The sequence below is a fragment of the Streptomyces sp. cg35 genome (assembly GCF_050410835.1).
In the GTDB taxonomy this organism is placed as follows: Bacteria; Actinomycetota; Actinomycetes; order Streptomycetales; family Streptomycetaceae; genus Streptomyces.
In genome coordinates this window covers 6354956-6374442 of the sequence record NZ_CP191268.1, presented here as the reverse complement: position 1 = coordinate 6374442, position 19487 = coordinate 6354956, and the positions used below count along the sequence as shown (strand labels likewise).

General features: G+C 73.6%; 17 protein-coding genes. 12 read left to right on the top strand and 5 right to left on the bottom strand.

Annotation, left to right across the window (positions count from 1 at the left end):
• Window positions 1–28 precede the first annotated feature (28 nt).
• The 6 genes from ACQUQD_RS29085 (at window position 29) to ACQUQD_RS29060 (ending at window position 6115) form a co-directional block, all read left to right on the top strand.
• Complete coding sequence (locus ACQUQD_RS29085) at window positions 29–835, top strand: tyrosine-protein phosphatase (protein WP_428955104.1); 807 nt, start codon at window positions 29–31, stop codon at window positions 833–835.
• 17 nt (window positions 836–852) lie between these two features.
• Complete coding sequence (locus ACQUQD_RS29080) at window positions 853–1359, top strand: tetratricopeptide repeat protein (protein ID WP_428955103.1); 507 nt, start codon at window positions 853–855, stop codon at window positions 1357–1359.
• 55 nt (window positions 1360–1414) lie between these two features.
• Window positions 1415–3349: a hypothetical protein gene (locus tag ACQUQD_RS29075; RefSeq protein WP_428955102.1), complete on the top strand. Its 1935-nt coding sequence runs from the start codon at window positions 1415–1417 to the stop codon at window positions 3347–3349.
• 71 nt (window positions 3350–3420) lie between these two features.
• A complete protein-coding gene (locus ACQUQD_RS29070; RefSeq protein ID WP_428955101.1) occupies window positions 3421–4302 on the top strand; it encodes a metal-dependent hydrolase in 882 nt (293 codons plus the stop codon).
• A complete protein-coding gene (locus ACQUQD_RS29065; protein ID WP_428955100.1) occupies window positions 4299–5369 on the top strand; it encodes a PDR/VanB family oxidoreductase in 1071 nt (356 codons plus the stop codon). The genes ACQUQD_RS29070 and ACQUQD_RS29065 overlap by 4 nt, the downstream gene beginning before the upstream one ends.
• 53 nt (window positions 5370–5422) lie before the next feature.
• Entirely contained in the window at window positions 5423–6115 is a 693-nt protein-coding gene (locus tag ACQUQD_RS29060) for a TetR/AcrR family transcriptional regulator (protein ID WP_428955099.1), read from the top strand.
• Here the strand turns inward: ACQUQD_RS29060 and ACQUQD_RS29055 are convergent.
• Entirely contained in the window at window positions 6112–6462 is a 351-nt protein-coding gene (locus tag ACQUQD_RS29055) for a 5-carboxymethyl-2-hydroxymuconate Delta-isomerase (protein ID WP_428955098.1), read from the bottom strand. The two genes, ACQUQD_RS29060 and ACQUQD_RS29055, sit on opposite strands and share 4 nt — an antisense overlap.
• 62 nt (window positions 6463–6524) lie before the next feature.
• On the opposite strand from ACQUQD_RS29055, the gene ACQUQD_RS29050 reads away from it, so the two are divergent.
• Window positions 6525–7049: a GNAT family N-acetyltransferase gene (locus tag ACQUQD_RS29050; RefSeq protein ID WP_428955097.1), complete on the top strand. Its 525-nt coding sequence runs from the start codon at window positions 6525–6527 to the stop codon at window positions 7047–7049.
• Here ACQUQD_RS29050 and ACQUQD_RS29045 read toward each other — a convergent pair.
• Window positions 7012–8649 (bottom strand): SpoIIE family protein phosphatase, encoded by a 1638-nt coding sequence (locus ACQUQD_RS29045; protein WP_428955096.1) that lies wholly within the window; start codon window positions 8647–8649, stop codon window positions 7012–7014. The two genes, ACQUQD_RS29050 and ACQUQD_RS29045, sit on opposite strands and share 38 nt — an antisense overlap.
• Before the next feature lie 203 nt (window positions 8650–8852).
• On the opposite strand from ACQUQD_RS29045, the gene ACQUQD_RS29040 reads away from it, so the two are divergent.
• Together ACQUQD_RS29040 and ACQUQD_RS29035 are read left to right on the top strand one after the other, a co-directional pair.
• On the top strand, window positions 8853–9887 hold the full coding sequence (locus ACQUQD_RS29040; protein ID WP_428955095.1) for a LacI family DNA-binding transcriptional regulator: 1035 nt from the start codon (window positions 8853–8855) through the stop codon (window positions 9885–9887).
• 74 nt (window positions 9888–9961) lie between these two features.
• Window positions 9962–10822 (top strand): phosphatase PAP2 family protein, encoded by an 861-nt coding sequence (locus tag ACQUQD_RS29035; protein ID WP_428955094.1) that lies wholly within the window; start codon window positions 9962–9964, stop codon window positions 10820–10822.
• Between the two features lie 64 nt (window positions 10823–10886).
• Here the strand turns inward: ACQUQD_RS29035 and ACQUQD_RS29030 are convergent, their stop codons facing one another.
• Window positions 10887–12458: an amidohydrolase gene (locus ACQUQD_RS29030; RefSeq protein ID WP_428955093.1), complete on the bottom strand. Its 1572-nt coding sequence runs from the start codon at window positions 12456–12458 to the stop codon at window positions 10887–10889.
• A gap of 98 nt (window positions 12459–12556) precedes the next feature.
• On the bottom strand, window positions 12557–13996 hold the full coding sequence (locus ACQUQD_RS29025) for an APC family permease (protein ID WP_428955092.1): 1440 nt from the start codon (window positions 13994–13996) through the stop codon (window positions 12557–12559).
• A gap of 158 nt (window positions 13997–14154) precedes the next feature.
• On the opposite strand from ACQUQD_RS29025, the gene ACQUQD_RS29020 reads away from it, so the two are divergent.
• Entirely contained in the window at window positions 14155–14763 is a 609-nt protein-coding gene (locus ACQUQD_RS29020) for a TetR/AcrR family transcriptional regulator C-terminal domain-containing protein (protein WP_428955091.1), read from the top strand.
• A 107-nt stretch (window positions 14764–14870) separates the two neighbouring features.
• Here ACQUQD_RS29020 and ACQUQD_RS29015 read toward each other — a convergent pair whose 3' ends face one another.
• Window positions 14871–17873 (bottom strand): bifunctional [glutamine synthetase] adenylyltransferase/[glutamine synthetase]-adenylyl-L-tyrosine phosphorylase, encoded by a 3003-nt coding sequence (locus tag ACQUQD_RS29015; RefSeq protein WP_428957685.1) that lies wholly within the window; start codon window positions 17871–17873, stop codon window positions 14871–14873.
• A 151-nt stretch (window positions 17874–18024) separates the two neighbouring features.
• On the opposite strand from ACQUQD_RS29015, the gene ACQUQD_RS29010 reads away from it, so the two are divergent.
• Both ACQUQD_RS29010 and ACQUQD_RS29005 read left to right on the top strand, forming a co-directional pair.
• Window positions 18025–18456, top strand: coding sequence for a VOC family protein (locus ACQUQD_RS29010; protein WP_428955090.1), 432 nt, complete (start codon window positions 18025–18027; stop codon window positions 18454–18456).
• Between the two features lie 140 nt (window positions 18457–18596).
• Window positions 18597–19487 (top strand): alkaline phosphatase family protein, encoded by an 891-nt coding sequence (locus ACQUQD_RS29005; protein WP_428955089.1) that lies wholly within the window; start codon window positions 18597–18599, stop codon window positions 19485–19487.

Sequence of the window (19487 nt, the reverse complement as noted above, 5' to 3'; positions counted from 1 at the left end):
GGAAAACGGAAATACGGGAGTCCCGCCCATGGCCCGACCCATCGCCGCCGCCACCGTCGCCAACCTGCGCGACCTGGGCGGCACCCCGCTGGCCGACGGGCGCCGGGTGCGCCCGGGGCTCGTCTTCCGCTCCGGCCAGCTGGACCGGCTCGACCCCACGGCGGACCCGGCGTTCGCGGCGCTCGGCATCCGCACGATCCTGGACCTGCGGACGGACGCCGAGCGGGCCGCGCACCCCGACCGGGCCCCCGACGGGGTGCGGCTGCTGGTCGCCGACGCGCTCGCCGACAAGCTCGCGCAGGCCGGGGTCGCGCCCGCGGCCGCCCAGCTGAAGGAGGTCCTGGCCGATCCGGTGCGCGCGGAGCGGGAGCTGGGCGGCGGCCGGGCCGAGGCGCTCTTCGCGGACACCTACCGCGCGCTGGTCTCGACGGAGTCGGCGCAGGCCGCGTACCGCACGCTGCTGCTCGAACTGGCGGCGCCCGACGCGGGCCCGCTGCTGTTCCACTGCACCGCGGGCAAGGACCGGACGGGCTGGGGCGCGACCGTGCTCCTCGCGCTGCTCGGCGCGGACGACGCCACGATCGAGGCGGAGTACCTGTCGGTGAACGCGGCGGTGCGCGCGGCGTTCGCCCCGCTCGTCGAGGGGTTCACGGCGCAGGGCGGCGACCCGGAGGTGGCGCTCTCCGTGATCGGCGTGACGCCCGGCTATCTGCGGGCCGCCCAGGACGAGGTGGCGGCCCGGTACGGGAGCGTCGGGACGTACGTACGCGACGGGCTCGGGGTGCCGGACGAGGCGGTGGAGCTGATCCGTGACCGGTTGACGTTCGCGGAGTGATCTCCGAGTGTGGCCCGATGAGCACCGAGAACAGTGACTGGGAAGAGCGGATCGCTGCCGTGTGGGCCACGATCGACGCGTACGACGAGGCGAGAGCCGGGGAGTTCCGCGCCCTCGTCGACAAGCTGGCGGCCGAGCTGCCCGAGGGCAGCCCCGTGGCGCCCTTCGAGCGGGCCTGCGCCTTCGACTCGACCGGCCGTTCGGACCTGGCGGTCCCGCTGTACCAGGAGGCGCTGCGGCTCGGCCTGACCGGGTACCGCGGGCGCCGCACGAAGATCCAGCTGGCCAGCTCGCTGCGGAACACGGGGCGCGCGGAAGAGGGCGCGGCCCTGCTGGAGCCCGAACTGACGGCTCCGAGCGACGAGTTGGACGACGCGGTGCGGGCCTGCCTGGCGCTGTGCCTGTCGTCCCTGGGCCGGGACCGGGAGGGCCTGTCGCTGGTGCTCGGGGCGCTGGCGCCGCATCTGCCCTGGTACCAACGGTCGATGGCCACTTACGCGAAGGCCCTGGTCGAGCCGCGCTGAGGGTGCCGCCCGGCGATCTCTGTGACCATCCCATGATTCGCTCGTTCTGCTGAACGTGCAGTCAAAGGTGCAGCAACCCAAGCCCTCGTCCCCCGGCGACACCGCCGGCGCCGACGTCATCGACGTGGAACAGGCCGAGGCGGCCCTGGTCGAGCACTACCCCCGCCTCGTCCGCCTCGCCTACCTGGTGCTGCCGCCGGGCCTGGGCCGCAACCGACGGGTGCTCACCGCCCACTCCGTGACCCAGCGCGCGCTCCCCCGCGGCCGCACGGCCACAGCGCCCCCGGCGGTCCCCGCCCCGCGCGGCGCCGCCCCGCGCGCCGGCGACCCGGGCTACGCCTACGTCCGCCTGAGGGTGCTGCGCAGCGCCCTCGAAGCGGGGCTCCCGCTGCGCCGCGCGGCGTGGCCCCGGCGGGCCCAGCTGCCGCCCCTGCTGCCGCAGGTATGGGGCCTGCGGCTGTTCCCGAAGTCCGGCGGCGCCGACGAACTCGCCCTGGACCAGCGGCTGTCCGCACTCAGCGGTCCGGCCCGCGCCGCGTACGTGCTGCGCGGCCTGGAGCGCCTCGACGGCGCCGCCGTGCGCACCGTCCTGACAGCGGCGGGCTGCTCGGCCGAGGACGCGGCCGCCGCCCTGGCCGAGGCCGACGGGACCGAGGCGCTGTACGGGCTCCTTGAGTCCCCGGAGTTCGACCCCTGCTCCCTGCACGCGCGTCCGACCGACCTGATGCGGCGCCGCCAGCACGCCAAGGCGGCCGTCGCGGCACTGGCGGCGCTCCTGGTGTGCGGCGCGCTGCTCGGCCTGCCCGGCGAGGGCTGGAGCCCGGACGGCGCGGCGGCGCCGCCGTACGCGCTCAACCCCGCCGCTCAAGCCGCCCTGGACCCCGCCAAGGTGACGCGGGTGGCGCCGGCCGCGTGGCAGACGTCGGCCCGCACCGACTTCTCCGTGTGGCCCGCGCGCGGCTCCCTCACCGGTGACACGGCCCTGCTGCGCCGCGCGCTCGCCGTGTGGGCACGCCCCGGCGAGTCCGTCCAGGTCTCGGCGACGCCCGGCACCCCGGCCGGCGCCCCGCCCGGACCCGCGCAGCTGCTGTACGCGGGCGAGATCGACCAGGCCCGCATCGTGCTGCTCTACGACGGCCTGCGCATCGTCCGCTACGCCGAACCGAGGAACGGCACGAGCGGCGCCGCCCTCGACTTCGCCCGGGTCGACGGGGCGACGGGACCGCAGGCGGGCGCCGTGGTCGTCAACCGCTCGGACGGCAACGTGCGGTATCTGACGGCGCCCTGGGTGACCGGCGCCGCCGTCCGCGACCTGCTGAAGCCGGCCGGCGCGGCCCAGCGGCTGCCCCGGACGAAGGACGGCGTCACGTCGCCGCTCCCGAGCCCGGCCCTCGCCCCGTCCGACCGGCCCTGCACGTCGTGGAACGCGCTCGCGCTCACCGACTCCGGCGGCACCCGCTACTCCACGGACCTCGGTGAACTCGTGCCCGCGCATCTCACCGCGGGCCGGCCGGACGCGCCCCGCGACGCGAAGCCCGCCGACTGGGCGGCCACCGCCTGCTCGCTCGGCGCGGTCCGCTCGCACGGGGTGCGTTCCGTCAACTCCTGGGCGTACGCGCGCCAGGCGCTGCCCGAGGCGAACGGGGACGCGGAGTGGGTGTGCACCCGCGCCGAGACCTGGCGGGGCGGGGGCCCGCGCACCCTGGCGCTGTTCCGGGCGCCGGGTGCGAAGGCGGCGGTCGTCGCGGCCAAGTCGGAGGGGGCGCCCGCGTGCGGGGGGCGTGATCCGCTGGTGCTGGCCGGGGTGCGGTGGAAGTCCCGCGAGGGGAGCTGGTATCTGGTCGCCGCGGGCAGCAAGGGGGTCGACTCCGTTACGGCGGCGGGGTCGACCGTGCCGGGGAATCTGCTGGCCGTGCGGGTGGCGCGGGGCGCGAAGGTGACGCTGGCCGGGGTCTCCTCCAGCGGGGTCGAGGTGTCGGCCCTGCGGTAGGCGGGGCTTGATTCATAAAAGTGCGGCCCGAGGGGTGTACCCCTCGGGCTACCGCTCAGTACATTGACGCCATGTCGAATACGCGCGTCCCGCTGAAGGCACGCCAGGTGTCCTTCACCTGGGACCGGACCCCGTTGCACTGGCTCCCGGACGACCCCTTCAGCACGCACACCATCAACGTGCTGCACCTGCTCCTGCCCGCGGGCGAGCGGTGGTTCGTGCACGTCTACAAGCAGGTTCTGCCCTACATACGGGACGACCGGCTGCGCGAGGACGTCATCGGGTTCATCGGCCAGGAGGCCATGCACTCGCAGGCCCACGACGAGGTGCTGCCCCATCTGAAGGAGCAGGGTCTCGACCCGACGCCGTACACGGCCCAGGTGGACTGGTTCTTCGAGAAGCTGCTCGGCGACCGGACCCTGCCGCCGGGCAGGGCGCGCCGGTGGTGGCTGATGGAGCGGGTCGCGCTGATCGCGGCGATCGAGCACTACACCGCGTTCCTGGGCAACTGGGTGCTGAACGCGGAGGAGCTGGACAAGCGCGGCGCCGACCCGACCATGCTCGACCTGCTGCGCTGGCACGGCGCCGAGGAGGTCGAGCACCGGTCCGTGGCCTTCGAGCTGTTCGAGCACCTCGACGGCAGCTACCGGCGGCGGGTGCGCACCTGGGCCACCGCGTTCACGGCGCTGGTCTTCCTGTGGCAGCGCGGCTCCCGCTTCTTCATGGAGAACGACCCGACGCTGCTCGACGGCAAGGCGAGCTTCAAGGACTTCCACCGGGGCGGCAAGCAGGGCGTGCTGCCGTCGACCGGCGCGATGATGCGGTCCATCCCCCGCTATCTGAGCCGGAGTTACCACCCCGAGCAGGAGGGCGACACCGCTCAGGCCCTCGCCTATCTGGCCTCCTCGCCCGCCGCGACCGCCGCCGAAGCCCGCACAGGAGCCGCCCGATGAATCCGCGCACCCTCCGCAGGGCCGCTCTCGTCGCCGGTGCCGCGCTCGTCGTGCGCCGCGCGCTGCGCAGCCGCGTGAAGCGGTCGCCGCTGTGGCCGATGCCCGCTCTGGAGGAGCCGGTCTCCGGGCGGCCCCGGGCCCGCGCGCTGAGCCTGCTCATCACCCGGCACGAGGCGATAGCCGACGGGGTGGTCCAACTCCGCCTGGAGGGGCATCAGTTGCCTTCCTGGCAGCCCGGCGCGCACCTCGATCTCGTCCTGCCCTCCGGTCTCGTACGGCAGTACTCGCTGTGCGGCGATCCGGAGGACACGTCGTCGTACACCGTCGCCACCCGGCTGATCCCACCGGGCGAGGGCGGGCGCGGGGGTTCGCGCGAGGTGCACGAGCAGTTGCAGGAGGGCGCGGAGGTGGAGGTGCGCGGGCCGCGCAACCGGTTCCCGCTCACCACGGACGCGCCCGCCCACCTCTTCGTCGCGGGCGGCATCGGCATCACCCCGATCCTGCCGATGCTGCGCGAACTGGACGCGCGCGGCGCCGACTGGAAGCTGCTCTACGGGGGCCGCACACGGGCCTCGATGCCGTTCCTGGAGGAAGTCGAGAAGTTCGGCGCCGAGCGGGTGACCGTGGTCGCCGAGGACACCGACGGGCGGCCGGACCTCGCCGCGGCGCTGACGGCCACCGCGCCGGACACGGCCGTGTACTGCTGCGGGCCCGAGGCGCTGATGGCCGCGGTGGAGGCGGCGCTGCCCGCGCGGCGCACCCTGCACCTGGAGCGGTTCGCGCCGCGCAACTCGGCGGACGGCAACGGCCCGTTCGAGGTGGAGCTGCGGCGCAGCGGCAAGGTCGTGGACGTGCCGGCCGACAGCACGGTCCTCGCGGCGGTCCGCGCCGAGCTGCCCTACGTGTCGTACTCCTGCGAGCAGGGCTTCTGCGGCACCTGCCAACAGCGCGTCCTGGAGGGGGAGATCGACCACCGCGACGAACTGCTCACCGATTCCGAGCGCGACGACTCGATGCTGATCTGTGTCTCGCGGGCCCGCGGCGAGCGCCTGGTCCTCGACCTGTAGGGAACGTGGAGGGCCGCTCGGGCGGGCCGGATCCGCTCGGTAGAGTGTTCGGTATGACTACCGGGGTGCGGCGCAGAATGGGAGTCGAGGAGCGGCGGCGGCAGCTGATCGGGGTCGCCCTCGAACTGTTCAGCCACCGCTCCCCCGACGAGGTCTCCATCGATGAGATAGCGGCCGCCGCGGGCATTTCGCGACCGCTGGTCTACCACTATTTCCCGGGCAAACTCAGCCTGTACGAGGCCGCGTTGAAGCGGGCCGCCGAGGATCTGGCGCAGCGGTTCGAGGAGCCGCAGGACGGGCCGCTCGGGGCGCGGCTGCAGCGGGTGATGGGCCGGTTCTTCGACTTCGTGGACGAGCACGGGCCCGGTTTCTCGGCGCTGATGCGCGGCGGCCCGGCGGTCGGCTCCTCGGCGACGAACGCGCTCATCGACTCGGTCCGGCAGGCCGCGTACGTCCAGATCCTCGCGCACCTGAAGGTGGTGGCGCCGTCCCCGCGCCTGGAGCTGGTGGTGCGCTCCTGGATCTCGCTGGCCGAGTCGACGGCGCTGATCTGGCTGGACGGCCGGCGCATCCCGCGCGAGGAGCTCCAGCTCCAGCTGGTCCACGACTTCGCGGCGCTCGCCGCGGTCAGTGCCGCCCACGACGAGGAGATGGCGGCGCTGCTGCGCCACATCCTCGCGGACGAGCCGGCCGACGGCCCGTTCACGGACCTCGTCACCCGGCTCGTCGCGCTGGCGCCTCGCTAGCCGATCGCCGAGCGGTAGGCCGTCTCCAGGTCCCGCACCTCCATGGACAGGTGCACGCCCCCGGCCTCCTTGATGTGTGCGGGCAGCAGGGCGAGGACGGAGTCGGCGAGGGCGGCCTTGGCCTCCTCGGTGCGCCCGGCGAGCAGGGCGATCTCGACGTGCACCACGGCCGCCTCCTCGGCTCCGTCGCCGACGACGGTCTCCTCGGCCCGCCGGAACCGCGTCTTGCAGGCCGCGGTCCGCGCGGCGACGGTGTCGACGCAGGCCTGGTGCACGGCGCCCGCGAGCCCGGGCCGGTCGAGACGGCCCTCGAGGCCCGCGGAGTAGTCGACGGTGATCTGAGGCATGGGTGCTCCGTGAGTGTGACGTCCTGCGGGTGCTGTCACTGATCACCTTTACGGTGATCGGCATGACCGCACAACTCTCGTTCCGCGAAGCGGACACCGACGACCTCGGCACACTTGTCGCCCTCTACGACGGCGCGGCCCGCTGGATGGTGGACCGGGGCATCGACCAGTGGCGCCCCGGCGACAAGGACGAGGAGCACTTCCGGCTGCGGATGAAGGAGGGCGAGGTGTGGCTCGCCGCGTCCGGCGGGCAGGCCGCGGGCGGGTACGAGCTGTGGTGGACGGACGAGCCGGCCTGGGGCGCGCAGCCGCCCGTCGCGGGCTATGTGCACCGCCTGATGGTCCGGCGCGGCGCCCCGGCCGGCACGGGCGCCGAGCTGCTCGCGCACGCCGAGCGGCGCATCGCGGCGGCGGGCCGCACGCTCTGCCGCCTCGACTGCGTGTCGACGAACGCGCGGCTGCGCGGCTACTACGAGGGCCGGGGCTACACGGTGGTGGGCGAGCAGCCGTTCAAGTCCGGTGCGGGCGGCAGCAGTTACGCGGTGACCCTCATGGAGAAGGTGCTCGTGGGGACACCTCGGGGCTGAGCCGCAGGGCCAGCAGGGCGATGTCGTCGGCGCGGGCGGTGAAGCAAGACAGGAGGGTGTCGCAGAGCGCGTCGGGGGCGGCCGGGGCGGCGGTCGCGGCGACGCCCAGCTGCGCCATCGAGTCGGACAGGTCGGTGCCGCGGGTCTCGATGAGACCGTCGGTGACCATGAGGAGCCGCTCGCCGGGCCCGAGTTCCAGCTCGGTGGGGGCCGGGTGGGGCAGGCCGAGGCCGAGCAGGGGGCCGGCCGCGTCGGCGTAGCGGGCCGGGCCCCGGCGGGGCACCCGCAGCGGCGGGATGTGACCCGCGTTCGCCACGCGGGTGCGGCCGGTCGCCGGGTCGACGAGGGCCAGGCACAGGGTGGCCGTGGTCTCGGGGTGGTAGTGCTGGAGCATCCGGTCGAGCCGGGTCACGAGCCGGTCGGGGCGCGCGTCCTCGACGGCGTAGGCGCGCAGCGCGTGCCGGATCTCCACCATGACGGTGGCCGCGTCGAGCGAGTGCCCGACGACGTCGCCGATGCCGACGAGGATCCCGGCCGGGGTGGGCAGCACCGCGTAGAAGTCGCCGCCTATCTCCGTCTGCCGGGATGCCGGTACGTAGCGGAAGGCGACGTCGACTCCGGGCAGCCGGGGCAGCTGGGCGGGCAGGAAGCTGCGCTGCAGGGTGAGGGCGACATGGCGTTCCCGCTCGTACATGAGGAGGGGTTCGGCGGCGAGGGCGGCGGCGCGGGCCAGCTGTGCCATGAGCGGGCCGATCCGCCCGCCCGGGTCGGGGACGACGGGGGTGGCCAGGCAGACCGGGAGGCGGCCTTCGCTGGTGCGGGCGAGCACCAGCCGGGCGCCGCCGGGCCCGAAGTACGCGGCGGGCCACAGCGCTCCGGGCACGACCGTGCTGCGCACTCCGCCGCGGGCGCACACGACGCGCCGTACGACCGCGGCCGCCCGTTCGCGTTCGTCGGCGTCGGGGACGATCACGTGGGCCTCGCGCCGGGACAGGCCGGTGTGCACGTCGCCGTCGCCGCCGAGGACGAACACGGCGGCGCTCTGGCCGGTGAGTCTGGCCGTCGCCTCGGCCGTGGTGGCGGCCAGCTCGCCGAGGCAGCGCGCGCCCTGCACCTCGACGACCGACTCCGACAGCAGCGCGAGCCGGTCGAACTGGGCCTGGGCGTCGATCAGTTCGCGGGCTCCGCGCAGCGCGGCGCGCACCACGGCGTGGATCTCCTCCGGCTCGGCGGGCACCGTCAGATACGCCTCGCCGCCCGCGTCGAGCGCGCGGCAGCGGTCGACCGGTTCGGACGGCCGGGCGGAGAAGTGGACGACGGGCATCCCGGCGAGCGGGGGCAGCGCCTTGACGCGGCGGCACAGTTCGAACCCGTTGAGATCGGGCAGCCCGACGTCGACGAGCGCCACGTCGGGCAGCGCGCCGGCCCGCAGCCGCACGTCGAGTTCGATCAGGGCCTCCCCGGCGGACGCGACGGGCACGACGACGTGTCCGGCCCGGCGCAGGACGGCGCTCAGTGCGTAGCGGTTGGCGGCGGTGTCGTCGACCACCAGGACCGTGCTGGCCTCGTCGGTCCGGGGTTCCTGCGCGGTGACGTTCACGGGCGGCCCCTCGGGGCGGGTGCGGTACGGGCCCCCTCGGCCCGTCGCTCCAAGTTACCGCCGGGCGGGGCGGCCGGGAGCGCGTTGGACACAGGTTGACGGTCGCGGCCGGTCGCGCCCCAACCCCGCGGGCGCGCACGGCACTTCTCGCGCCGGTCCCACTCGGTGTGCAATACGGCATGTGACCGGTAAGGTCCCGTCCCGTGACCGCACGTCTAGCCGACATAGCAGCTCAAGCGGGGGTCAGCGAAGCGACCGTCAGCCGCGTGCTCAACGGCAAGCCCGGGGTCGCCGCGGCCACCCGTCAGTCCGTCCTCGCCGCGCTCGACGTGCTCGGGTACGAGCGGCCCGTGCGGCTGCGCCGGCACAGCGCGGGTCTGGTCGGTCTGATCACCCCCGAGCTGGAGAACCCGATCTTCCCGGCGCTCGCCCAGGTCGTCGTCCAGGCGCTGACCCGGCAGGGGTACACGCCGGTCCTGGCCACCCAGACACCCGGCGGCTCCACCGAGGACGAGCTCACCGAGATGCTCGTCGACCGCGGGGTCAGCGGCATCATCTACGTCTCCGGTCTGCACGCCGACACCACGGCCGACACCCGGCGCTACGAGCGGCTGCGCGGCCAGGGCGTCCCGTTCGTGCTCGTCGACGGTTTCTCGCCGGCGGTGGCGGCCCCCTTCATCTCGCCGGACGACCGGGCCGCGGCCCGGCTCGCGGTGACGCATCTGGTCTCGCTCGGCCACACCCGGATCGGCCTGGCGCTGGGGCCCCGTCGTTTCGTGCCCGTGCAGCGGAAGATCGAGGGCTTCGTCCGCGCGATGGCGGAGCTCCTCGGCCTGTCCCCGGACGAGGTGGAGCGCGACCTCGTCCAGCACTCCCTGTACACGCTGGAGGGCGGCCAGGCCGCGGCCACCGCGCTCCTGGACCGCGGCTGCACGGCGGTGATCTGCGCGAGCGACATGATGGCACTGGGTGCCGTCCGGGCGGTGCGGGAGCGGGGCCTGGACGTGCCGGCGGACGTCTCGGTGGTCGGTTTCGACGATTCACCGCTCATCGCCTTCACCGATCCGCCGCTGACCACGATCCGCAAGCCCGTGCACGCGATGGGCCAGGCGGCCGTCAACACGCTGCTGGAGGAGGTCGGCGGCACGCCCGCGCCGCACAGCGAGTTCGTGTTCATGCCGGAGCTGGTGGTCCGGGGTTCAACCGCTTCGTCCCCTGGGGTCCGGCCTCGTCCGTAAGGCGTAGCGGATGCGACGCGAACCCGACCGAGGGATGATCGGACGAGGGCCGATATCTGGCAGACTCTTCGTCTATGGGTGAAACGACCGTGACGACACTGGAAGGCCGACAAGGGCCCACCACCTCACCCATCGCGGAGGACCGCGGCGGGCGGGACGAGCGCGGTCCGCTGCGCCGCTTGCGCACACCGCGGCGCCCCAGGTTCTGGTTCGAGATCCTTCTCATCGCGGTGAGTTACTGGACGTACTCACTGATCCGTAACGCGGTCCCGGAGCAGAAGGCGCAGGCGCTGCGCAACGCCGACTGGATCTGGAGCGCCGAGCAGCATCTCGGGATCGCCGTCGAGCAGAGCGTCAACCACGCCGTGAACTCGGTGACTTGGCTGATCGTCGGCATGAACTACTACTACGCGACACTGCACTTCGTCGTCACGCTGGGTGTGCTGGTGTGGCTGTTCCGCCGGCATCCCGGGCGTTACGCGGCGACCCGCCTGGCCCTGTTCGCCACCACGGCCGTGGCGCTGGTCGGCTACTACTTCTATCCGCTGGCGCCGCCCCGTCTGATGAACGGCGGCGGCTTCGTCGACACGGTCGCCGTCCACCAGACGTGGGGGTCGATGGCCTCCGGCAACCTGAAGAACATGTCGAACCAGTACGCGGCGATGCCGTCGATGCACATCGGCTGGTCGCTGTGGTGCGGCCTGACGATCTTCGCGCTGGCGTCGGTGCCGTGGGTGCGGGTGCTCGGCCTGCTGTACCCGGTGGCGACCCTTGTCGTCATCGTCTCGACCGCGAACCACTTCTGGCTGGACGCGGTGGGCGGCATGCTGTGCCTGGCGTTCGGCTTCATGGTGGCGCGCCTCTGGTACGGGGCGCTGCCCTACGCGCTGCCGCGGCTCGTGGCCCCGCCGCCGATGCTGTCGGCTAAGACCTGACGGGGCTCCTGAAGGGCCCTGTGTCTTCGGGGGCGGCACCGTGGGGTGCCGCCCCCGCCGCGTGTCAGCCCCGGTGTGTGACGCGACCGTCCGTCACCGTGAGCCGGACCGGGGCTTCGGCCAGTTCGTCCGGCGACGCCGTGACCGGGTCGAGGCCGAGCACGGTGAGGTCGGCGCGCAGGCCCACCGCGATGCGGCCGGCCTCGGCGGACTGCCCCGCGGCGAGCGCCGCGTGCGAGGTGACGCCCTCCAGCGCTTCGAGCCCCGTCAGGCCCTGCCCGGGACCGGCCGCGCCCGCGGGCACCCGGGCCATGGCGAGGACGCGCCGGGCGTCGTAGGGGGCGATGGGCCAGTCCGAGCCGAGGGCGAGCACGGCGCCCGCGTCCCGCAGGTCCCGGGTGCGCCAGGCGCGGGCCGCCCGCTCGTGGCCGAGCCGCCGGGACCACTCGTCGCTGTGGTCGCCCTTCGTGTACGCGGTGTGCGGGGGCTGCATGGACGCGGCGACGCCGAGCGCCGCGAACCGCGGCAGCGTGTCGTCGGGGACGGTCTCGATGTGCTCGATGCGGTGGGCCCCGCGCCCGCTCGGGCCGAGCGACTCGACGGTGTCGAGGGCGTGCCGGACGGCCGCGTCGCCGATGGCGTGCGTCGCGGTGCGCACCCCGGCCGCGTGCAGGTGCCGGACGGCCGCGCTGTACGCCGCCGGGTCCGGCCAGAACGCGTCGGTGCCCTGTCCGTGGCAGTCGGCGTGCTCCAGCCAGGCGGTGCCGCCCTCGACGGTGCCGTCCATGAAGAACTTGACGCCGCCGACGCGCCAGTTCCGTCCGTGCTCGCGCTGGAGGGCGACGAGTTCGTCGAGCCCGGCCGCGTCCACGCCCGGCATGCACCAGGGCGACACCGTCAGCCGCAGCGGCAGGTCGGTGTCCCGCTCGACGTCGGCGAGCAGCTGCAGGCCTGATCCGTCCATGACGTGCGCGCCGGTGAGGCCGGTCGCGGCCATGGCGGACAGCAGGTCGACGAGTCCGGCGCGCCGGGCCGCGGACGACAGCCGGGGCACGACCTGGTCGACCACGTCCATGGCGGCGTGCTCGATCAGGTGCCCGGTGGGCCGCCCGTCGGCGTCGCAGACGATCTCGGAGCGCTGGGCGAAGGTCCGTGGCCCGGTGACCTTCGCCTTGGCCAGGGCGGCGCCACTGGCCAGGGCGGAGTGTCCGTCGTACAGGCGCAGGAAGGCGGGGGCGCCGTCCAGTACGTCCTCGACGAGGTCGCGGTGGACGGGCCGCCCGCCGAACGCGTTGTGGTCGAGTCCCCAGCCGACGACCCAGCCGTCGATGCGGTCGGCCGTGCGCAGGGCGGCGCGCAGCGCGTCGAGGTCCTGCACGCCGGTGAGGTCGGCGCCGGCCGCCATCTCCAGGCCCCACACGGGGTGGCTGTGGGAGTCGACGAAACCGGGCGTGACGGTCGCTCCCGCGAGGTCGAGCCGTTCGGTGCGCGGGCCCGTCCAGTCGCGTACGAGGGTGTCGGTGTCGCCGACCGCGGTGATGCGGCCGGCGGTCACGGCCAGGGCGGTGGCCTCCGGCTGGTGCGGGTTCAGTGTGCGGATGCGGGTGCCGGTGAGGAGGAGGTCGGCGGTGGGCATGTGCGGGCGGCTCCTGGTTCGCTGTCTCGTCTGCCTGGTGCGTGTGGCGTGGGCGGGTGCGCGTGGTCGGTGGCGGGTGGCGCGGTTCCTCGCGCCCCCTATTGGCCGAACCCCTCGTATGTCTGCGGGTGGGATGTGCGCAGGCGGCGGGCCAGGAGCAGGCCGAGGAGGAAGACCGCGGGGGCCACCGCCACCAGGATCGTGTTCACCAGGGGGGACGCGCCCGTGAACAGGTCGACGTGGGTGATCACGAGGGCGATCGCCGCCGCCAGCAGGAGTGTCGCGGCGACGGGGGCCACGATCGTGCGCAGCACGCCCTCCTGGTGGGTGATGCGGCGGAAGAAGAAGGGGACGGCCAGTGCGGCGAGGAGCTGCAGCACCATCAGGCCGATCATTCCCGGGGTGTTGACCCACAGGAGCAGCTGGCCGTACGGGTCGGCGCCCGCCGCCCAGAACGCGAGGACGACGACGGCGCCGAGCACGGTCTGGGCGAGCCCGGCGACGTACGGGGAGCGGTGCCGGGGGTGGATGCGGCCGAGGGCGCGGGGCAGGACGCCCTCGTCGGCGAGCGCGAGCGCGTACCGGTTGATGGCGTTGTGGAAGGCGAGGAGGGAGGCGAGGACGCTGGTGACGATGAGGATGTGCATCAGGTCGGCCGCCCAGCCGCCGACGAACGTGGTGATCGCCGTGAAGAAGAGGCCGGCCGGGTCGGACCCCGCCGCCTTCACCACGGCCGCGTCGCCGAAGGACTGGATCGCGATCCAGACGGTGAACGCGTAGAAGAGGCCGAGGAAGCCGACGGCGATGTACGTGGCGCGCGGCACCGTGCGGTCCGGGTCGCGGGCCTCGCGGCGGTAGATGACGGTCGACTCGAAGCCGGTGAACGCGGCGAACGCGAAGGCGAGTACGGCCGCCGTGCCGGGGACGAGCACGTTGTCCGGGGCGAACGACGCCGCCGACAGGCCGTGGGCGCCGCCCTTGAGCAGGACTCCGCCGGCCAGGAGTACGAGGATGCCGGTCTCGGCGACGAGCAGCACGCCGAGGACCTTGGCGCCGAAGTCGATGGAGCGGTAGCCGCCGTACCAGATCAGGGCCAGGCCAGCGAGGGAGACCGGCAGCCAGGGGATGTCGGCGCCGAACAGGGCGTGCACGGTGTCCTGGGCGGCGGTGCCGAGGAGGCCGTAGACGCCGATCTCCATGCCGTTGTAGCCGACCATCGCGAGGAGCGCGGCGCCCACGCCGGCGGGCCGGCCGAGGCCCTGGGTGATGTACGCGTAGAAGGCGCCGCCGCCCGTCACATGGCGGCTCATGGCGGTGAAGCCGATGGCGAAGACGGCGAGGGTGAGCCCGGCGAGGAGGTATCCGGCGGGGGCGCCGATGCCGCCGAGGGCGATGGCGATGGGGGCGACGCCGGCCATGACGGTGAGCGGGGCGGCGGCGGAGACGACGAAGAAGGAGATGTCGGCGGTGCCGAGGGTGCCGGTGCGCAGGCCCGGTGGCGGGCTCGTCGTGGTCGTCTTCGGGGAGGTCACGGACATGCGGGGAGAGGCCCTTCTGGCGGCAGGCAGGGGCAGCACGTTCATCAACACGTTCATCAACGAGGACGTAAACCTAAAGGCTTTCGGTTTCCGCAATGTAACCTCCCGTTGGGGATACGGGAAGACCTGTTTTGCGGATCGGATGGGGAGCACAGCGGATGGGACGGCCGAGCAAGCCACTCCTTGACCGGGAGCGCATCGCCACGACGGCGCTCGAACTCGTCGACGAGAAAGGCGAGTTCAGCGTTCCGGGGATCGCCCGGCGGCTCGGCGTGCAGACCGGTTCGGTCTACCACCACGTGGACGGGCGGGACGGCATCGTGGAGCTGCTGCGCGAGCGGGTGGCGGCGGCGATCGACCCGGAGCCGCTGCGTTCGGGGCTGCCGTGGGACGAGGCGATGGCCGCGTGGGGCCGTTCCTACCGCGCCGCGTTCGGCGCGCACCCCCGGGCGATCCCGCTGCTGACCACGAACCCGGTGCGGGCGCCCCGGGTCCTGGAGCAGTACGAACTGGCGGTGGCGCTGCTCCTCGACGCGGGGTTCGCGCTGCCGGACGTGATGCCGCTGATCATCGGGCTGGAGAACGTGGTCCTCGGCTCGGCCCTCGACATGGCGGCCCCGGAGGCCATGTGGGAGCTGACGGACGAGGCGTCGACCCCCCTCCTGGAGCAGGCCCTGGCGGCAGCCCCGGACGACCGCTCCGACGCGGCCTTCGACCTGGCCCTGACCGCCTTCATCACCCACTGCCGGCGCCTGCTGGAGGCGTGAGCCGGCAGGGGCGCGGGGAACTGCGCGCCCAGCCACGAACAACGCGCAGCCGCCGACGAGACATCAACCAGGCAGACGACAGAGCGCACCGCCGAACCGCCGGAGGCCTACGCCCCGTAGAAGTGCTCCTCCATCACGGCCCGCGCCCGCCGCGTCGTCCGCCGGTAGTCGTCCAGCATGTCCCCGACGTGCCCGGGGTCGTACCCCAAGTACCGCCCCACGGCCCCGAGTTCCCGCCCGTCGGAGGGGAACGTGTCGCCCGCGCGGCCGCGCACCAGCATCACCGCGTTGCGCACCCGGGTGGCCAGGACCCACGCCTCGTCGAGGATCGCCGCGTCCTCGGTCGGCAGCAGACCGGCGGCGCTGGCCGCGGCCAGCGCCTCGCGGGTGCGGGTGGTGCGCAGGCCCGGTTCCGCCCAGCCGTGCCGGAGCTGGAGCAACTGGACCGTCCACTCGACGTCGGAGAGTCCGCCGCGGCCCAGTTTGGTGTGCAGCGTCGGGTCGGCGCCGCGCGGCAGCCGCTCCGACTCCATCCGGGCCTTGAGCCGGCGGATCTCGCGCACGGCGTCGTCGCCGAGTCCTTCGGCCGGATAGCGCAGCGGGTCCACCAGATCGATGAAGGCCGCGCCCAACTGGGCGTCGCCCGCGACGGGCTGGGCCCGCAGCAGGGCCTGCGACTCCCAGACCAGGGACCAGCGGCGGTAGTACGCCTCGTAGGACTTGAGGGTGCGCACGAGCGGGCCCGACTTGCCCTCGGGGCGCAGGTCCGCGTCGATCAGCAGCGGCGGGTCGGCGCTCGGCAGCGCGAGCAGGCGGCGCATCTCGGCGACCACCTTGTTCGCCGCCTGGGCCGCCTCGTGGTCGTCGGCGCCCTCGCGCGGCTCGTGCACGAACAGCACGTCGGCGTCGGATCCGTAGCCGAGCTCGTGGCCGCCGAAGCGTCCCATGGCGATCACCGTGAACCGGGTGGGGAGCGTGTCGCCCCAGCCCTCCCGCACGACCGCCCGGAGCGTGCCGGCGAGCGTGGCCGCGTTCAGGTCCGAGACCGCCGAGCCGACCCGGTCCACGAGCGCGCCCTGGTCGGCGACCGCGGGGCTGTCCTCGGTGCCGTACGAGGCGATGATGTCGGCCGCCGTGGTGCGGAACAGCTCGCGGCGGCGCACCCCGCGGGCCGCGCCCACCGCCTGTTCGGCGTCGTCGGCCCGGCCGACCGCGGCGAGCACCTCCTGCTCCAGCTGGGCGTGCTCGCGCGGGTCCAGGCCGTGCGGGTCGCCGAGCAGCGCGACCGCTTCGGGCGCGCGCATCAGCAGGTCGGGGGCGAGCCGGCCCGCGGACAGGACGCGGGCCAGGTTCTCCGCGGCGGCGCCCTCGTCGCGCAGCAGCCGCAGGTACCAGGGCGTCTTCCCCAGCGCGTCGGAGACCTTGCGGAAGCCGAGGAGGCCCGCGTCCGGGTCCGCGGAGTCCGCGAACCAGCCGAGCAGCACCGGGAGCAGGGTCCGCTGGATGGCCGCCTTGCGGGTGACGCCCGAGGCGAGGGCCTCCAGGTGACGCAGGGCGGCGCTCGGGTCCGCGTAGCCGAGCGCGACGAGCCGCTCCCGCGCCGCCTCGGTGCTCAACCGGGTCTCGCCGGGGGCGAGTTGGGCGACGGCGTCGAGCAGCGGGCGGTAGAAGAGCTTCTCGTGCAGCCGGCGGACGACGGACGTGTGCCGCTTCCAGGCGCGGTTGAGGTCGGTGAGCGGTTCGGTGCGCATGCCCATCGAGCGGCCGATGCGGCGCAGGTCGGCGTCGTCCTCGGGCACCAGGTGCGTGCGCCTGAGCCGGTACAGCTGGATGCGGTGCTCCATCGTGCGCAGGAAGCGGTACGCGTCGTCGAGCTGCACGGCGTCGACGCGGCCCACGTAGCCGCCGTCGGCGAGGGCGGCCAGGGCGTCCAGGGTCGTACCGCTGCGCAGCGAGGCGTCGGCCCGCCCGTGCACCAACTGCAGGAGCTGGACGGCGAATTCGACGTCGCGCAGGCCGCCGGGGCCGAGCTTCAGCTCGCGCTCGACCTCGCCCGCCGGGATGTTGGCGACGACGCGCTTGCGCATCTTCTGCACGTCGGGCACGAAGTTCTCGCGCTCGGCGACCTGCCACACCATCGGGGAGACGGCCTCCAGGTAGGCCTCGCCGAGCTCGGGGTCGCCCGCGACGGGGCGGGCCTTGAGCAGCGCCTGGAACTCCCAGGTCTTGGCCCAGCGCTGGTAGTACGCGAGATGGGAGGAGAGGGTGCGCACCAGCGGGCCGTTGCGCCCCTCCGGGCGCAGGTTCGCGTCGACCGGCCAGATCGTGCCCTCGACCGTCGTCTCGGAGCAGATCCGCATCATGTGGGAGGCGAGCCGGGTCGCGGCCTGGACCGCCTTGTCCTCGTCGGCGCCGTCGACGGCCTCGCCGACGAAGATGACGTCGACGTCGGACACGTAGTTCAGCTCGTGGCCGCCGCACTTGCCCATCGCGATCACCGCGAGCCGGCACTGCGCGGCGTCGGCGGGCGCGGCGGTGCGCGCGATGGCGAGGGCGGCGCGCAGGGTCGCGGTCGCCAGGTCGGCCAGTTCGGCGGCGGTCTGCGCGATGTCGGTGGTGCCGCACACGTCGCGCGCGGCGATGGACAGCAGGCAGCGCCGGTAGGAGACGCGCAGCGAGTCGGCCCCGGTGGCGTCGGCGAGGCCGCGCTCGAACTCCTCCACCCCGGGATGCAGATCGCTCGGCTCGTACGTGACGAGGGCCTGCCAGTCGGCGGGGTGCCGGGCGAGGTGGTCGGCGAGGGCCTCGGAGGCGCCGAGGACGCCGAGGAGGCGGTCGCGCAGCGGCTTCGCGGTGATGAGCGTGTCGAGCAGTTCGCGGCGGCCCGCGTCACCGGCCGCCCGCTCCTGCGCCTCGACCAGCCGGACCAGGCCGAGCAGGGCCAGATCGGGGTCGGCGGTGGCACCGAGCGCGTCCAGGAGCAGCGGGTCGGAGCGCACCGAGGACAGCACGGGTACGTCCAGCAGCCGTTCGGCGCCGGACGGATCGGTGAACCCGTGCCGCAGCAGCCGCGTGAACGTACTGCTCCTGCGCCCTTGCGGCACCGACATCCCGGCCTCCTGTTCGATCACACGCTGGTCCTGAGCCTACTGCGGTCCGTGCGGCACCGATGAGTGGTGAACGCGTGCGGAGTCCTCCCTCCGGCGGGAGGATCTGTGAAGGCCCGCCGGGTACTGCCGGGCACTACTGGAAGGACAGGCCATGGAGTGGACGCTCGAGGTGGTCGTCGTCCCCGTCTCCGACGTGGACCGCGCCAAGGATTTCTACGCGGACAAGGTGGGTTTCAAGGTCGACCTGGACAGCCAGGTCGCGCCCGGCATCCGCATCGTGCAGCTGACGCCGCCCGGCTCGCGCTGCTCGATCGCGCTGACCGAGGGCATGCCGGGCGCGCCGGGGCAGCAGCCGATGCGGCCCGGCTCGCTCACCGGTCTGCAGGTGTGCGTCACGGACATCGCGGCGGCGCGCGAGGAGCTGGCGGGGCGCGGTGTGGACGTGAGCCCGGTGCGGCACGCGGGGCCCGAGGGCTGGGCGGACGGCCCCGGCGAGCAGTGGAACTCGTTCATGTTCTTCACGGACCCGGACGGCAACGGGTGGACGGTGCAGGAGGCGCCGTCACCGCTGTCCGAGCGCTGACCTGCCGCGGCTCCCCAGGGGTTCACCCACGGTTCACCCATCGGGGTCGGATTGCGTGACACAGGGGCATCTTGGCGTGTGCATGCTCTGCCTGCACCGTCAGGACGCCCCTTTCCCCTCCCCCACCTCGGAGGTCTCACGTGCCCGGCAGAACACTCCTCAGGCGCGCCCGTGGCAAGGCGCTCGCCTCGGCCCTCGCCCTGGCGGCGGCCGCCACCGGCAGCTGGCTCGCCCTCACCGGCACCTCCCCCGCGCAGGCCGCCGCCGGCCTGCCCACTCCCGACCACACGATCGTCGTGGTCTTCGAGAACCACGCGTACAGCCAGGTCATCGGCTCCTCCAGCGCGCCGTACATCAACAGCCTCAAGTCCGGCGGCGCCAACCTCAGCGCCTCGTACGCCGAGACGCACCCCAGCCAGCCCAACTACTTCGCGCTGTTCTCCGGCTCCACGCAGGGCGTCACGGACGACAGCTGCTACACGCCCGGCTTCTCCTCGGCGCCCAATCTCGCCTCGGAGCTGATCGCCGCCGGAAAGACGTGGGGCAGCTACAACGAGACGCTGCCGAGCCAGGGTTCGACGACCTGCTCCTCCGGTGACTACGCGCGCAAGCACAACCCGTGGTTCGGCTTCAGCAACGTACCGACGTCCTCGGCGAAGACCTTCGCCCAGTTCCCCTCGGACTACTCGACGCTGCCGCAGGTCTCCTTCGTCGTCCCGAACCTGTGCAGCGACATGCACGACTGCTCGGTGTCCACGGGCGACACCTGGCTGAAGAACAAGCTGGGCGCGTACGCGACCTGGGCGAAGACCCACAACAGCCTGCTGGTCGTCACCTTCGACGAGGACAACCGGCTCAGCGGCAACAAGATCCCCACGGTCCTCTACGGCCAGCAGGTCACGCCCGGCTCGTCGTCCTCGACCACCTACAACCACTACGACCTGCTGCGCACCCTCGAGGACATGCACGGTCTGCCGCACGCGGGCAACGCCGCTTCGGCCAAGGACATCACCGGCGTCTGGACCTCGTGA